At 70.3% G+C, this 14,015-nt stretch carries 13 protein-coding genes; 7 read left to right on the top strand and 6 right to left on the bottom strand.

Features of this window, described 5'->3' with window-relative positions; genetic code table 11:
• The first annotated feature begins 79 nt into the window (after positions 1-79).
• Complete coding sequence (locus ACWFRJ_RS23185; protein WP_453533959.1) at positions 80-2,203, top strand: MMPL family transporter; 2,124 nt, start codon at positions 80-82, stop codon at positions 2,201-2,203.
• Here the strand turns inward: ACWFRJ_RS23185 and ACWFRJ_RS23180 are convergent.
• Complete coding sequence (locus ACWFRJ_RS23180; protein WP_453533956.1) at positions 2,200-3,006, bottom strand: isocitrate lyase/PEP mutase family protein; 807 nt, start codon at positions 3,004-3,006, stop codon at positions 2,200-2,202. The genes ACWFRJ_RS23185 and ACWFRJ_RS23180 overlap by 4 nt on opposite strands.
• A 200-nt stretch (positions 3,007-3,206) precedes the next feature.
• Here ACWFRJ_RS23180 and ACWFRJ_RS23175 point away from each other — a divergent pair, with 200 nt between their 5' ends.
• The 4 genes from ACWFRJ_RS23175 to ACWFRJ_RS23160 all read left to right on the top strand — a co-directional run bounded on the left by ACWFRJ_RS23175 (position 3,207) and on the right by ACWFRJ_RS23160 (position 6,138).
• On the top strand, positions 3,207-3,623 hold the full coding sequence (locus ACWFRJ_RS23175; protein WP_453533953.1) for a YciI family protein: 417 nt from the start codon (positions 3,207-3,209) through the stop codon (positions 3,621-3,623).
• Positions 3,617-4,855 (top strand): RNA polymerase sigma factor, encoded by a 1,239-nt coding sequence (locus tag ACWFRJ_RS23170; protein ID WP_453533950.1) that lies wholly within the window; start codon positions 3,617-3,619, stop codon positions 4,853-4,855. The genes ACWFRJ_RS23175 and ACWFRJ_RS23170 overlap by 7 nt, the downstream gene beginning before the upstream one ends.
• A gap of 14 nt (positions 4,856-4,869) precedes the next feature.
• A complete protein-coding gene (locus ACWFRJ_RS23165; protein WP_453533947.1) occupies positions 4,870-5,553 on the top strand; it encodes a formylglycine-generating enzyme family protein in 684 nt (227 codons plus the stop codon).
• A 240-nt stretch (positions 5,554-5,793) separates the two neighbouring features.
• Complete coding sequence (locus ACWFRJ_RS23160) at positions 5,794-6,138, top strand: plasmid mobilization protein (protein ID WP_453533944.1); 345 nt, start codon at positions 5,794-5,796, stop codon at positions 6,136-6,138.
• 5 nt (positions 6,139-6,143) lie between these two features.
• On the opposite strand, the gene asnB is transcribed toward ACWFRJ_RS23160, so the two are convergent.
• Together asnB and ACWFRJ_RS23150 are read right to left on the bottom strand one after the other, a co-directional pair.
• The gene (gene asnB, locus ACWFRJ_RS23155; protein WP_453533941.1) at positions 6,144-7,985 is read right to left on the bottom strand and encodes an asparagine synthase (glutamine-hydrolyzing); all 1,842 of its coding nucleotides are present in this window, start codon (positions 7,983-7,985) and stop codon (positions 6,144-6,146) included.
• A gap of 164 nt (positions 7,986-8,149) precedes the next feature.
• A complete protein-coding gene (locus ACWFRJ_RS23150; RefSeq protein ID WP_453534611.1) occupies positions 8,150-8,737 on the bottom strand; it encodes a TetR/AcrR family transcriptional regulator in 588 nt (195 codons plus the stop codon).
• A 212-nt stretch (positions 8,738-8,949) separates the two neighbouring features.
• Between ACWFRJ_RS23150 and ACWFRJ_RS23145 the strand changes: the two genes are divergently transcribed.
• A complete protein-coding gene (locus ACWFRJ_RS23145) occupies positions 8,950-9,894 on the top strand; it encodes a DMT family transporter (RefSeq protein WP_453533938.1) in 945 nt (314 codons plus the stop codon).
• Here the strand turns inward: ACWFRJ_RS23145 and ACWFRJ_RS23140 are convergent.
• The 3 genes from ACWFRJ_RS23140 to ACWFRJ_RS23130 form a co-directional block, all read right to left on the bottom strand.
• Positions 9,867-10,313 (bottom strand): cupin domain-containing protein, encoded by a 447-nt coding sequence (locus tag ACWFRJ_RS23140; RefSeq protein WP_453533935.1) that lies wholly within the window; start codon positions 10,311-10,313, stop codon positions 9,867-9,869. The genes ACWFRJ_RS23145 and ACWFRJ_RS23140 overlap by 28 nt on opposite strands.
• 76 nt (positions 10,314-10,389) lie before the next feature.
• The gene (locus ACWFRJ_RS23135; RefSeq protein WP_453533932.1) at positions 10,390-11,028 is read right to left on the bottom strand and encodes a TetR/AcrR family transcriptional regulator; all 639 of its coding nucleotides are present in this window, start codon (positions 11,026-11,028) and stop codon (positions 10,390-10,392) included.
• 4 nt (positions 11,029-11,032) lie between these two features.
• Positions 11,033-12,511 carry an MFS transporter gene (locus ACWFRJ_RS23130; RefSeq protein WP_453533929.1) on the bottom strand — a complete coding sequence of 493 codons (1,479 nt, stop codon included), beginning with the start codon at positions 12,509-12,511 and terminating at the stop codon, positions 11,033-11,035.
• A 221-nt stretch (positions 12,512-12,732) separates the two neighbouring features.
• Between ACWFRJ_RS23130 and ACWFRJ_RS23125 the strand changes: the two genes are divergently transcribed.
• Positions 12,733-13,620: a Gfo/Idh/MocA family protein gene (locus ACWFRJ_RS23125; RefSeq protein WP_453533926.1), complete on the top strand. Its 888-nt coding sequence runs from the start codon at positions 12,733-12,735 to the stop codon at positions 13,618-13,620.
• Positions 13,621-14,015: the final 395 nt, after the last annotated feature.

Genomic DNA, 14,015 nt, shown 5'->3' with positions numbered 1-14,015 from the left:
GGCGGGGTCGCCCGGTCCGGAAGATCCTTGGTCGGAACGCATCTGTTACGCCTCGGGGGCGAGGGAGAGGCAGCAGCCGATGTTCTCTGGCCTGGGCCGTTTCGTGGTCCGTCGCCCGTGGTGGATCATTCTGGCGTGGGTGGTGGCGGCCGGTGCCGTGATCTCCCTGGCGCCGAAACTCACCTCCAGCAGCGACGAGGCGAGCTTCCTCCCTGATCATTACGAGTCCATCCGCGCGGCGGACGTTCAGGAAGCGGAGTTCCCCAAACAGCAGAACGTCGGCGCCATCATCGTCTTCCAGCGCTCCGACGGCGGGAAGCTGACGGCGGCCGACTCCGCGGACGTCACCCGGATCTCCAAGGATCTGCGGGCCAAGAAGATCCCCGAGGTGCAGGCGGTCGTGCCCGGCGCGGTCTCGCCCAACAAACTCGTGCAGACGTCGGTCGTCGCGATGCCGAAGCTCACCAACCCCGAGGACACCGCACAGCAGGACGCGGTCAAGGACCTGCGGTCCGCTCTCAAGCCCGAGCTGAAGGGCACGGACCTGTCCGCAGGGATCACCGGCTCCGCCGCGCAGGCGCTCGACGAGAGCGACGCGTCGGAACGGGCCGGACTGCTCGTCGGGGTCGGCACGATCGTGATCATCATCGTGCTGCTCCTGGTGATCTTCCGGAGCCCGATCATCGCGCTGCTCCCCGTGGTCCTGATCGGCCTCATCTCGCCGATGGCGACCGGTCTGATCGCCTCAGCGAACAAGGCCTTCGACATGAAGGCCGACTCCTCCATCCAGCAGTTGCTCACCGTCGTCCTGTTCGGCGTGGGCACGGACTACATCCTGTTCCTGCTCTTCCGCTACCGAGAGGCCCTGCGGGCGGGCGAGGATCCCAAGGGCGGCATGGTGCACGCCGTGGAGCGGGTCGGCGAGGCGATCACCTCGGCGGCGGGCGCCGTCATCGTCGCGTTCGCCGCACTCACGCTCTCCTCGCTCGGCATGCTGCGGTCGATGGGGCCCGCCCTGGCCATCGCGGTCTTCGTGACGCTGCTCGCCGGGCTCACGCTGGTCCCCGCCGTCGTCTCGCTGCTCGGCACGAAGGTGTTCTGGCCCTCGAAGTCGTGGCAGCGGGAGCCGCAGGGCACCGGGTTCGCGCGGCTGGGCGCCTCCATCGCGCGCAAGCCCGCCGTCTGGGCCCTGGTGTCGGCGGTGTTCATGGGCGCGCTCACCCTTGGCGCCCTCGGCTACCGGGCCAACTTCGACCTGGCGGGCTCCTCGCTGCCCAAGGACAAGGAGTCGATGGTCGCCCTGGAGAACCTCCAGAAGGGCTTCCCGGCAGGCTCCACCGACCCGACCTCCGTCTACCTCACCTCCACGGACGAAGGACCGCTCCCGAAGGCACGGACAGCCGCCTTCCGGGGACAGCTCGAGGACGTCCAGGGCGTGGGCCAGGTCTCCGCTCCCCGCATGAACAAGGACGGCACGACGGCGTCGTTCGACGTGATCCTCTCGGACCCGCCCGCCTCCGACAAGGCCCTGGCGACGGTCAAGGACGGGCTGCGCCCGATCGCCCACGAGGACGCACCGAGCGGCACCGAGGCACTCGTCGGCGGGACGACGGCGGTGTACGTCGACATCAACAAGGCCGTGGACCGCGACTACTCCGTTGTCTTCCCGGTAGCCGCGCTCGCCATCATGGTCATCCTCGGCCTGCTCCTGCGGAGCCTGGTGGCGCCCTGGTACCTGATGGTGTCCGTCGCCCTCGGCTTCGGCGCGACCCTGGGCGCGACCTCGCTGCTCTTCCAGCAGATCGGCAGCCAGCCCGGGTTGATGTTCATGCTGCCCGTGATCATGTATCTGTTCGTGGTCGCCCTCGGCACGGACTACAACATCCTGATGGTGTCGCGGCTGCGCGAGGAGGCCCGCGAGGGCCGCACCCCGCACGACGCGGCGGGCACGGCGGTGCGCCATTCGGGCCCGACGATCGGCTCGGCGGGCGTGATCCTCGCGGGTACGTTCGCGACGCTGATGCTCGCGGGCAACTCGACGCTCTCCCAGATGGGCTTCTCGCTCTCCTTCGGCATCCTCATCGCCGCCTTCGTCATGGCGATGATCTTCACACCCGCGCTGACGGCCCTGATCGGGCACGCGGCGTGGTGGCCGGGGCACGGGGACGAGAAAGGCGACGGGGACAAGAAGCCGGCGGCCTAGACCCCCTCGCCGAAGGCAGCGGAGAGCGCCTGGGCGTCCGCGTACGAAGGCAGGTCCTCCGGTACGGCGCCGCCCCGCGCGATCGAGTGTGCCGTCCCGACGGCGGCGTGCAGCGCGGCGCGGAAGAGCAGCGAGCCACTGCTCACCCGGCGCACGCCGAGTTCCGCGAGACGCCGGTAGGCCAGGGCGCCGGGCGCGTAGAGGATGTTGAGCGGGATGTCGATCGCCCCTGCGACTAGGCCCGCGATTGCTTCCTCGTCCTGGAGACCCGGGACGAACAGGCCGTCGGCGCCCGCCAGTCGGTAGGCCGATGCCCGGCGCTCGGTCTCCTCCGCGCCCCCGGCGCGCAGCCAGTACGTGTCCGTGCGCGCGTTGACGAACAGGTCGGGGACGCTCTCCTTGACGGCGCGGATCAGCTCGCACTGCTGTGCCGTGCCGGTCAGCGTCCCGTCCGGGCGCCCGTCCTCGATGTTGACGCCCACGACGCCCGACCGGGCCAGTTCCGCCGCGAGCGCCGCGACCTCATCGGGCCGCTCGCTGAAGCCGCCCTCGATGTCGACGGTGACCAGCGCGGGCAGCCGGGCCAGGCCGTGGGCCAACTGCACGGTCTCCTCCCGTGTGCCGCCCGTAGCATCCGCCTTGCCGGCGGCGGACGCCACACCGAGGCTGGTGGTGCCGATCGCGGGAAAGCCTCCGTGGGCGAGCGCGGCGGCGGAGGCGTGGTCCCACGCGTTGGGCAGCAGCAGGGGCTCACCGGCGCGGTGCAGGGCGCGGAACTGATCGGCTCGATGTGCGTAGGTCATGCCCGGACCGTAGCCGCGTGTCGATTCGGCGACCACCGAAACGTCCTGGTGGGTGAGGGGCCGGGGCGGCGGTCGGGCGCGTCCTTCCGGATTTCTTCAAAAACATTCCGCCGTGATGTCGAGAACGAGTGGTCCGCCCCGACGTCCCCTGTGAGAGTTGCCCGCAAGGGGTGACCACCGCACAGTCGAGGAGTGACGTCATGAAGTACCTGGTGATGGTGCAGGGCACGCAGGCGGACTACGAGGCGCAGAGCGGCAAGGCGAACGCGACGAGCCCGTCCTGGAGCGAGAAGGATCTGCAGGCGATGTTCGGCTTCATGGGCGCCCTCAACGACGACCTGGCCGAGTCCGGCGAGATCGTCGACGCGCAGGGTCTGGCCGAGCCCGCCCAGACCCGCCTGGTCGACGTGGACAAGGAGGGCCGCCCGGTCATCACGGACGGTCCCTACGGCGAGACGAAGGAAGTCCTCGCCGGGTACTGGGTCCTCGACTGCGCGAGCCTGGACCGCGTGACCGAGATCGCCAACCGCATCCAGCAGTGTCCGGTCCCCGAGGGCGCGCCCCTCTACCCCGTGGTGATCCGCCCCATCATGGGCGGCCCCGACGCCGCGTGCTGAACGGGGAACCCCTGGTCGAGGACCTGCTGCGCCTGCACGCGCCGCAGGTCCTCGGCGCGCTCCTGCGCCGGTACGGGCACTTCGGCGAGGCCGAGGACGCCGTGCAGGAGGCACTGCTGGCCGCGTCGCGGCAATGGCCCAAGGAGGGCGTCCCCGAGAACCCGCGCGGCTGGCTGATCAGGGTCGCGTCGCGGCGGCTCATGGATCAGCTGCGCAGCGACGAGGCGCGGCGCAGGCGCGAGGAAGAGGCGGCCCAGCTGTCGCCCCGGGACGCCTTCACGGCGCCTGCCCCTGGCGAGAGCCGCGCCCCGTCCGACGACGACACCCTGACCCTGCTCTTCCTGTGCTGCCATCCCGCGCTCGGCCCAACCGCGCAGGTCGCGCTGACGCTGCGTGCCGTCGGCGGTCTGACCACGGCCGAGATCGCCCGCGCCCATCTGGTGCCCGAGGCGACGATGGCGCAGCGGATCAGCAGGGCGAAGGCGAAGGTCAAGGGGGTGCCTTTTCGGCAGCCGTACCCGAAGGACCGTGATCAGCGGCTCGCGGTCGTCCTCCAGGTGCTCTACCTCATCTTCAACGAGGGCTACACGGCGACCTCCGGCAGTCACCTGCACCGCGCGGATCTGGCGCGCGAGGCGATCCGGCTCACCCGGTCCGTGCGCCCCTTGCTGCCCGACGAGGGCGCGGTGACCGGACTGCTCGCCCTGATGCTGCTCACCGAGGCCCGCAGCGCGGCCCGCACCGGCCCCCACGGGGAGCTCATCCCGCTCGACGAGCAGGACCGCTCGCGCTGGGACCGGCGCGCGATCGAGGAGGGCTCCGCGCTTGTCGAGAAGGCCCTGTCGCAAGGCCCCGCGGGCGCCTACCAGCTCCAGGCGGCGATCGCCGCGCTGCACGACGAGGCGGCGCGCGCCGACGACACGGACTGGCCGCAGATCCTCGCCCTCTACGACATTCTTGTACGCCGTACTCCCGAGCCCATGGCCGAACTGAGCAGGGCCGTCGCCGTCGCCATGGTGCACGGGCCGCGTGCCGGGCTCGCCGAAGTCGCCTCGCTGGAGGACCGGTTGGCGGGCCATCACCGGCTCGATGCCGTGCGCGCCCATCTCCTGGAGCGGGCGGGCGAGACCGAAGCGGCCCGGGAGGCGTACCAGTTGGCGGCCAAGCGTACGCTGAGCGTTCCCGAGACGCGCTACTTGCAGATGCGTGCGGCCCGTCTGCTGTCCACCTGAGTACGGAGCACGAGATGATCAGCGTCCCGGCGGGGCAGGTGACGCTGTCGGACCGGCGGACGCGGCGCAGCTGGACGGTCGAAGTCGCGGCCCACGAGCTCGCGGCGTTCCCCGTCACCCAGGAGCAGTACGCGCGAGTCACCGGCGAGCGGCCGAGCACCGCGAGCGGCGACGGGCTGCCCGTGGAGGGCGTCTCCTGGCTGGACGCGGTCCGGTTCTGCAACGCCCTGTCCCTGCGGGAGGGACTGACACCCGCCTATCGGCTCGGCACCGACGGAGAGGGTGCCGAAGGTGCCGAGTGGGACGCGTCCGCCGACGGTTACCGGCTGCCGACCGAGGCAGAGTGGGAGCACGCCTGCCGGGCCGGTACGACCGGTGCGCGCTACGGGCCGCTCGACGAGATCGCCTGGCACGGCGGCAACGGCTCCGGGCGGATCCACGAGGTGGGCGGCAAGCAGCCCAACGCGTGGGGGCTGCACGACATGCTGGGCAACGTCTGGGAGTGGTGCTGGGACCTCTACGACGCCGAGGTGTACGGCACCTATCGGGTGCTCCGCGGCGGTGGATGGTTCGACGAGCACTGGAGCTGCCGGGCCTCGGTGCGGCGCCGCAGCCATCCGACATTCCGGATCGACGACGTGGGCTTCCGCGTCGCGCGTTCTCCTGTGGCGTACGACCCGGGCTCGGAGTCGCCGTAAGTGCCCTTCCCGACACCGTCCGGGACGTAACGCAGCTCACAGCGACAGAGCTCCGACCTGGGAACACCGACCATTGGTTCACCGTTGAACAGTACGTAGGTCCCGATCGCGATTCCCCCGTCCGGTCGGGGCCTACCTCTCTTTGCGACCGTTCATGTCGATACCGTTCCGTTTCACGCCTTCGAGCGCGAATATGCCAACCGCACCGCGCGGCGGACGATCAGACGGCATCATGCGTTCATGGACGGTGCCAAGCCTGTGCAGGTCTTGTTCACGCCCGACGAGTACGAAGCGGTCCTGCGGAACGCGGACCAACTCGGACTCCCGGTCGATGAGTTCATACGCCGCCGGGCCGTGATCGTCGACGCCACGGAACACGCCGCGGAACACCCCTGCCCCACCGCCAGGGCCCCTCGCGGCTCCGGCGCCCCGGCAGCCGTGCCGCCAGTGCGCCGGAGCCTGGGCCCCGGTGGCGCACCCGCGCTCCAGCGCTTCCTCGACACCCTCGCGACCTCGGTGGAACCCGACCCCGAGGAGGAACGGGTTCCACCGCAGCCGACGATCCGCAGCTGCTCGGGGCAGTGACGCTCTCAGGTCAGGACGATCTCCGGCTTGTACAGATCGAACCAGAGCGCCAGGTCCAGCGTGCGTTCGAGCCCGCGCCGGGACGCCTGGGTGATCTGCGGTACGTCGCGTCCCGCCGCCCGCGTCACCCGGTCCCGGTCGACGATGTCGAAGACCGGGTGAGCGGGCCGGGCGAGGAGATCCCTGACGTGCTCCTGGAGGGCGATGGCGTACTTGGGGTCCTGCGTCGAGGGATAGGGGCTCTTCACCCGGTCGTAGACGGAACGCGGCAGGACGTCTGCCGTCGCCTCCCTCAGGAGGCTCTTCTCCCTGCCGTCGAAGGACTTCAGGGACCAGGGGGCGTTGTAGACGTACTCGACCAGGCGGTGGTCGCAGAACGGCACCCGCACCTCGAGCCCGACGGCCATGCTCGCGCGGTCCTTGCGGTCGAGCAGGACGCGCACGAACCGGGTCAGGTGCAGATGGCAGATCTTCCGCATCCGGAACTCGAAGTCGCTCTCGCCGTCGAGGCGTCGGATCCCGGCGACCGCCGTGTCGTAGCTGTTCTGGATGTACGAGGGCAGGTCGAGGGCGTCGGTCAGGTCCCGGCGCAGCACGTCCGCGTCGTCGCCGAAGTGCTCGGCGAACCGCACGAGCCAGGGGAAGGTGTCGGCGTTGCGGGCATCCTCGTCGAAGAACTGCAGGTAGCCGCCGAAGACTTCGTCCGCCGACTCCCCCGAGAGCGCGACCGTCGAGTGTTCGCGGATGGCCTGGAAGAGGAGGTAGAGGGAGGCGTCCATGTCGCCGAAGCCCATGGGCAGGTCGCGGGCGCGGATCATCTTGGCCCGTACCTCGGGGTCGGCGAGGGCGTGCGAGTCCAGGACGATGTCGCGGTGATCGGTGTCGGAGGCCTTGGCCACGTCGTGCACGTAGGGCGTGTCCGGGGTGGAGCGCAGCGCGTCGGCGACGAAGTTCTCGCTCTGGCCGACGAAGTCGACGGCGAAGCTGCGTACGTTCTCGCCCGCCTCGCCGAGCTGACGCGCGGCGATCGCCGTCATCGCGGAGGAGTCCAGGCCTCCGGAGAGGAGCGTGCAGCGCGGCACGTCCGAGACGAGCTGGCGGCGCACGATGTCGTCGAGGAGCTCGCGCACCCTGGCGATGGACTCCTCGCGGCCGTCGAGGTGCGGGCGGGTCTCCAGCTGCCAGTAGGTGTGACGGCGCAGACCGCTGCGGTCGACGGTCACGACCGTGCCGGGTTCGACCTCGTTCATGCCGTCCCACACGGCGTGGCCCGGCGTCTTGACGAAGGTGAAGAGCTCCCGCAGACCGTCGGTCGTCACCCGGGCACGAGCCAGCGGGTTGGCGAGGATCGCTTTGGGCTCGGAGCCGAACAGGACGCCGTCCGGGGTCTCGTAGTAGTAGAAGGGCTTGATGCCCATCCGGTCGCGGATCATGACGAGCTTGTCGTGCCGGCCGTCCCACACCGCGAACGCGTACATGCCGTTGAGCCGTTCGGCGACCGCCTCGCCCCACTCCAGATAGCCGCGCAGGACGACTTCGGTGTCGGATTCGGTGGTGAACCGGTGGCCGCGCCCGGTCAGTTCGCGGCGCAGTTCGGTGAAGTTGTACGTCTCCCCCGAGTAGACGAGGGCGACGGTGCCGCGCGGCGTCCGCGCGGTCATGGGCTGGCGCCCGCCGGGCAGGTCGATGATGGCGAGCCTGCGGTGCCCTAGTCCGGCGGGTCCCTCGATCCAGGTGCCGCGGTCGTCGGGGCCGCGGCAGGACATCGTCTCGGTCATCGCGTCCAAGGTGTCGGAGACGGACCGCAGATCACGGTCGAAGGAGACCCAGCCAGTGATGCCGCACATGCGCTACCTCCTGGTTCACGCTGCCTGCGAGCCGCACCCGACGAAACTAGGTGTAGCTAGCAGCTATTTCGCCAGAGTGCGCCTCGCGACTGCATACGGTCAATGACCCCGTAACACGGAACAGCGCGTTCCGGCCAACGGCAAAGACTTCCCCAAAGGGGCCCTCACCTGCGCTTCTCTTCAGCAGAGGCGGCGGCGCGCAGAGCGTCACGGAGCAGCGCCGCCGCTTCGTCACGAGCGTGATCGATCGCGTCCGGGAAGATGCGCAGACCGTGCGCGACCAGGGCACCCTCGTGCAACAGCATGAGTGTCCTGCCGAGCTTCGCCGCCCTGCGGGGCGCGATGTCGCGGACGAGGCCGGTGAACAGGGCGAGCATCCAGGCCTTCTGGCCGGTGATGACCTGATAGGCGGGGTGCGCGGGGTCGCTGATCTCGGCGTGTGCGTTGACCATGCTGCAGCCCTTGGTGCTGTTCGTGTCGGCCCAGTCGCGCGAGGCGTCGAAGACGGCCAGGATCCTGGCCCGCGGGGTGGTCGGGGTCTCCACGTACGGGGCGAGGAAGGCCTGCCAGCGCTCGTCTCGGGCCGCCAGGTACTCGACGACGATCTGCTCCTTGGAGCCGAACCGGTCGTACAGCGTCTTCTTGGTGACCCCGGCCTCGGCGGCGATGAGATCCACCCCGACGGCATGGATGCCGCGCTCGTAGAACAGCGCGCTCGCGGCATCCAGCGCGCGCTGCGCACCCGGCGTCATGACGATCCTCCGCGGCGCACTCCCGGAGCCCGTTGCGGCCTTCGCGATCTCACTCACCCTGTCGCTCATGACTCCATAGTAAACCGATCTGTATACTCGTCGGCGAGTAGACAGATCTGTTTACCGCGTCGCCCGCTCCTGACGGCCTTCTCCCCCGTCGGGACCGCAGCCACCGCCGCCACCGCCACCACCACCACATCGGAGGAACGCCCATGAACGTCCTGCTGTCGACCGCGTTCGTACTGACCTGGAGCTCGGGTTTCATCGGGGCCAAGATGGGCGCAGGGAGCGCGTCCGCGGTGACGGTCCTGATGTGGCGGTTCCTTCCGCTGGCCCTCGTTCTCGCGGTCGTCGCCCTCACCGTGGCGCGGGCGTCGTGGCGCGGTCTCACGGCGCGCGACGTCCTGCGGCAGACAGTGGTCGGGGCGCTTTCGCAGAGCGGCTATCTGCTCACCGTGTACTACGCGATCCAGCTCGGCGTCTCCAGCGGCACGACCGCCCTGATCGACGGCACCCAGCCGCTGGTAGCGGGCGCTCTGGCCGGACCGCTGCTCGGCCAGTACGTCTCGCGCACCCAGTGGGTGGGCCTCGGGCTCGGCGTGAGCGGGGTCGTCATCGTGACGGCGGCGGACGCCACGGGCGGCACCGACGCCCCCTGGTGGGCCTATCTGGTGCCGTTCCTCGGGATGTTCTCGCTGGTCGCGGCGACCTTCCTGGACCGCCGCTCCCCCGCTCCGGTCGCCCCGGCCGTCTCGATGACGGTCCACTGCGTGACCAGCGCCGTCATCTTCACGGCGCTCGCGGTGGGCGCGGGCGCGGCAGCGCCGCCGGCGGAGGCGTCGTTCTGGGTGGCGATCAGCTGGCTGGTGACGCTCTCCACCTTCGGCGGGTACGGGCTCTACTGGCTGATCCTGCGTCGTTCCGGAGTCACGCAGGTCAACACGCTCATGTTCCTGATGGCGCCGGTGACGGCCGTGTGGGGCGCCCTCATGTTCGGCGAACCCTTCGGCGTGCAGACGGCATTGGGGCTGGCGGTCGGGCTCGCGGCGGTCGCCGTCGTGCACCGGGGGAAGGACTCAGCGACCACGGTGGTGTGCTCGCCGCGGGACGCCTCGCCGTCCGAACCACCTCAGTCCGCAAGCCGGAAGTCCGCGTAGTCGAAGCCCGGTGCGACGACGCAGCTCACCAGGACCGGTTCGTCACCGGTCGGGCGTGCGGCCTGCCACACTCCGCCGGGCACCAGGATCTGCGGGCGCTCGCCGTGCTCGACGGTCGGGCCGAGCCGCATGGGCGCCGCCCCTTCCTCCGGGAGCTCGCCGTCACCTCCCAGACGCAGGTCCAAGGGGCCGCCACGGTGCCACAGCCAGATCTCGTCGGAACGCACCACGTGCCAGCGGGACTGCTCTCCCGGGCAGAGCAGGAAGTAGATGGCGGTGGCCGCCTTCCGCGCGCCGGGGTAGTCCGCGGGCGTGAAGGAGTGGCCCGAGGCCCAGGTCTCCACGAACCAGCCGCCTTCCGGATGCGGCTCCATGCCCAACTCACTCGCCAACGCGGGGCGCTGCCTCGCTTCACTCACGTGTGCTCTCCGTTCCAGAGACCGACGGGGCCCCTCACCGAGCTCACCGAACGCGGCCTCGCGGCGGACGGCACTCTCAGGGAGGCGTGAGGAATGCTTGCACAGCGGGCGCGTATCGCTCGGTGATCCCGGCGATCGGCGTGCCCCGCACATGCTGCCCCCGGGCTATCCCGTACATCACGCCAAGACCGAGCAGCGTGCTCACCGCCAGTTCGGCGCGCACGCCCGCATCCGGTCCCGCGAGGCGCCGGCTGAGGCGATCCACCACCTGAGCACGGAAGTTGGCGCGCAGGATGTCGCCCTGTTCGCGGTGGAGCGGGGCGAAGACGATCCGCAGGATGGGGTCGGCGCCGTGCTCGGCCTGGCCGGTGAGGAGGTGGTGGACCATGTGGTGGCCGAGTTCGGCGAGGGGCGCGTCGAGGAGGGCATCGGCGTCGGTCTCGAAGGACATGATGCGGGCGAAGAGCGCGTCCTTGTTGCCGAAGTACTTCAGGATCAACGGCGCGCTCACACCGGCCCGTTCGGCCACGGCTTTGAGCGTGATGTCGGCGTGCGCGTGCCGGGCGAGAAGGTAGCGGGCGGCGCGGATGATGACGGCCTTCGTCTCCTCGGCGTCGCGGCGTGCGGGTCCGGCGGCACACGCATCGGGCCGCGCTGCCGTACCGGAGGCCGGGCTTGTCGTGGCGTCACTTGTCGTGGCGTCAGAGGTGTCCAAGGTGTCAGCTTCTTCCTTCCAGGGCCGTCTCCTGCGTGGGTCCTGGCCGCCCGACGGTCCACTCCGGGCTGTCCGGCGACGGGTCCGAGGGTATGGCGACAGCTGCGGCACAGGCGACGAGCGCGACGCATCCGGCCATGGCGAAGGCCAGTTGGTAACCGGGCAGGGTCGGCACATGCACCCCGTCGAGCACGGAGGTGTGCCGGACGAGTACGGCGGCGACCGCCGCGCTGCACACGCTCTGCCCGATGGTGCGCATCAGGACGTTCACGCCGTTCGCGGACGCGGTCTGCGCGAGGGGCACCGCCCGCAGGATCAGGGTGGGCAGGGCCGAGTACGCGAATGTCGTTCCCGTCGAGACCACGGCCGCCCCCAGCAGGATCACCCACAGATCACGGCTGTCGACGATGCGCACGACATAGCCGAGCGCCATGGCCACAGCCCCGATCGCAAGCGTCACGCGGGCGCCGTACTTGGTGGAGACCCGGGCCGACACGGGCGAGAGCACCAGCATGATCAGGCCGTTGGGCAGCAGGCAGAGCCCGGTCGCCACGATCGACAGGCCGAGGCCGTAGCCGCTCGCGACGGGCGCCTGCACCAGTTGGGCGGTGACGAGCGAGTTGGCGTAGAAGGCGAACCCGGCCAGGAGCGCCGCCACGTGCGGCAGCGCCACGCGCCGTCCGGAGGCCAGGCGCAGATCCACCAGGGGATGCTTCGAGCGGAGTTGCTGCCTCCACCACACGCCAAGGACGACGAAGGCACCGGCGAACAACCCGAGCACGGGCGCGCTGCCCCACCCCCACTGCCCGCCCTGCGACACCGCGAGCAGGAGACACACCAGACCGACGGCAAGACCCAGCGCACCAGCTATGTCAAAGCGCCCCGGCGAACGGACCGGCGACTCCCGTACGGTCCACCAGGCGAGGGCGAGACCCAGGGCGCCAAGGGCGCTCGTCGCCCAGAACATGGCGTGCCAGTCCGCGTACTGCACGATGAGGGCGGCGAGCGGCAGGCCGAGCGCCGCCCCGATCCCGACCGTCGAGCTCATCAGCGCCACCGCCGAACCGGTGCGCTCCGGCGGCAGCTCGTCCCGCAGAATGCTGATCGACAGCGGTACGACGGCGGCCGCGGCACCCTGCAGCGCACGGGCCGCGATCAGCAGGCGGATGTCGGAGGTGAGCGCGCAGAGCGTCGAGCCCACGGTCATCAGGCCGAGCGCGGCGAGCAGCACCCGCCGCTTGCCGTACATGTCACCGGCCCGGCCGAGTACGGGCGTGAGGACCGCACCGGCCAGGAGAGTGGCGGTGACCAGCCAGGACACCGCACCCGGTGAACTGCCGGTCAGGCGGGGCAGATCGGGCAGCAGCGGCACGACCACCGTCTGCATGACCGCCATGAGAATGCCGCCGAAGGCCAGAACCGGAACCGTCAGGCGGGCGGCTATGCCTGTGCCGGCCGCAGAGGATATCGGGACGAGCTTCATGATCACTCCAGCGCGGGCACGCGGTGCAGAGAAGCGAATGGAGGCGAAACGAAGTGAATGAGAATTCACCATAGCGGGTGAATGGGCTTTCACCACCGGCGAGTTCGGAAACCGGATCCAGCCATCCCCGGCTTGAACATCACAGCGAAGAGCAGCCAACCGCCTTGTGAGAGCTGGGCACCGCCACCGCCGACAGTATGGAGTCAGCCATAATGCCGCCCATGAAGAAACTGCGAATCGGCCTTGTCGGCACGGGCCCCTGGGCCTCGTCCACGCACGCTCCCGCGCTCGCCGCGCACCCGGACGTGGAGTTCAGCGGCGTATGGGGACGGCGGTCCGACGCGGCGACCGCCCTTGCGTCGGGGCACGCGACCACGGCGTACGCGGACGTCGATGAACTCTTCGCCGCGAGCGACGCCGTGGCGTTCGCCGTGCCGCCGGACGTGCAGGCGCCGCTGGCCGCGCGGGCCGCCGCGGCCGGGTGTCATCTGCTCCTGGACAAGCCGGTGGCCACGACAGTGGCCGCGGCACGTGACCTCGCGGCGGCGGCCGAAGCCGCCCGGGTGGCGTCCGTCGTCTTCTTCACGCTGCGCTTCGCCGGGCCGACGTCGGCCTGGGTGACGGAACAGGCGGCGACGGAGGGCTGGTTCACGGGGCGCGCCGACTGGTACGGCTCGTTCTACTCGGCGGACGGAACCAGCCCGTTCCCGTCGCCGTGGCGGGCGCAGCGGGGCGGCCTGTGGGACGTCGGCCCGCACGCGCTGTCCGTCCTGGTGCCGGTGCTCGGCGATGTGACCGACGTGACGGCGGCGGCGGGTCCGGCGGACCTGGTCCATCTGATCCTGCGGCACAGCGGCGGGGCGTCGAGCACGGCGACGCTCAGCCTGAGCACGCCCGCGAAGGCGTCGGGGGTGACGGTGGAACTGCGCGGCGAGGCGGGAACTGCGCTGATGCCGTCCGGGGGCGGGGCACTCAGCGCGTTCCGCTCGGCGGTCGACGCGCTGGTCGAGTCGGCGCGATCCGGTCGGCCGCACTCCTGCGACGTGCGGTTCGGACTGCGCGTGACGGAGATCCTGGCCCTGGCCGAGAAGCAGCTTCCCGCCGAATGAGGCGACCGGCTCCTGGCCGGATGAACGCGGCTGCCGATCGTGTCGCTGAACCGCCCGGTACAACTGCGGGCGGCCGGTACCGTGGCCGCTACGTAATGGCGAGTGACGGCACCGGCCGCAGCCAGTGGACCCAAGAACCGATTCGGGAAGTCATGCGCCGTACGTCCCGAGTGTTCCGTTACCGACCACACACATCGGAATACGAACAAGCGATCCATACACTTCCCGCAGCGGCCCAATGGGCCTAGGGGGTACCCAACGCCGGGGAATTTCAGCCAATTTCAAGCTCCCCGGTCAAGATGCCCCACACTTGTGTCCGCGTGCCCGCCGACGATGAAGCTTGCAGGTCGGCGGTTCCGCTCCATCCATGATGCCGCATCGGCTGATCGTTTTTC

The sequence above is a fragment of the Streptomyces sp. NPDC055239 genome, from assembly GCF_053606205.1.
Note: the sequence above shows the minus strand (reverse complement) of the source record. Positions and strands in the feature narration are given on the sequence as shown.

Bases quoted from the DNA above. Each gene is read 5' to 3' on its own strand.
- ACWFRJ_RS23185 (WP_453533959.1), top strand. From the start codon at position 80: ATGTTCTCTGGCCTGGGCCGTTTCGTGGTCCGTCGCCCGTGGTGGATC.
- ACWFRJ_RS23180 (WP_453533956.1), bottom strand. From the start codon at position 3,006: ATGACCTACGCACATCGAGCCGATCAGTTCCGCGCCCTGCACCGCGCC.
- ACWFRJ_RS23175 (WP_453533953.1), top strand. From the start codon at position 3,207: ATGAAGTACCTGGTGATGGTGCAGGGCACGCAGGCGGACTACGAGGCG.
- ACWFRJ_RS23165 (WP_453533947.1), top strand. From the start codon at position 4,870: ATGATCAGCGTCCCGGCGGGGCAGGTGACGCTGTCGGACCGGCGGACG.
- ACWFRJ_RS23160 (WP_453533944.1), top strand. From the start codon at position 5,794: ATGGACGGTGCCAAGCCTGTGCAGGTCTTGTTCACGCCCGACGAGTAC.
- asnB (WP_453533941.1), bottom strand. From the start codon at position 7,985: ATGTGCGGCATCACTGGCTGGGTCTCCTTCGACCGTGATCTGCGGTCC.
- ACWFRJ_RS23150 (WP_453534611.1), bottom strand. From the start codon at position 8,737: ATGACGCCGGGTGCGCAGCGCGCGCTGGATGCCGCGAGCGCGCTGTTC.
- ACWFRJ_RS23145 (WP_453533938.1), top strand. From the start codon at position 8,950: ATGAACGTCCTGCTGTCGACCGCGTTCGTACTGACCTGGAGCTCGGGT.
- ACWFRJ_RS23130 (WP_453533929.1), bottom strand. From the start codon at position 12,511: ATGAAGCTCGTCCCGATATCCTCTGCGGCCGGCACAGGCATAGCCGCC.
- ACWFRJ_RS23125 (WP_453533926.1), top strand. From the start codon at position 12,733: ATGAAGAAACTGCGAATCGGCCTTGTCGGCACGGGCCCCTGGGCCTCG.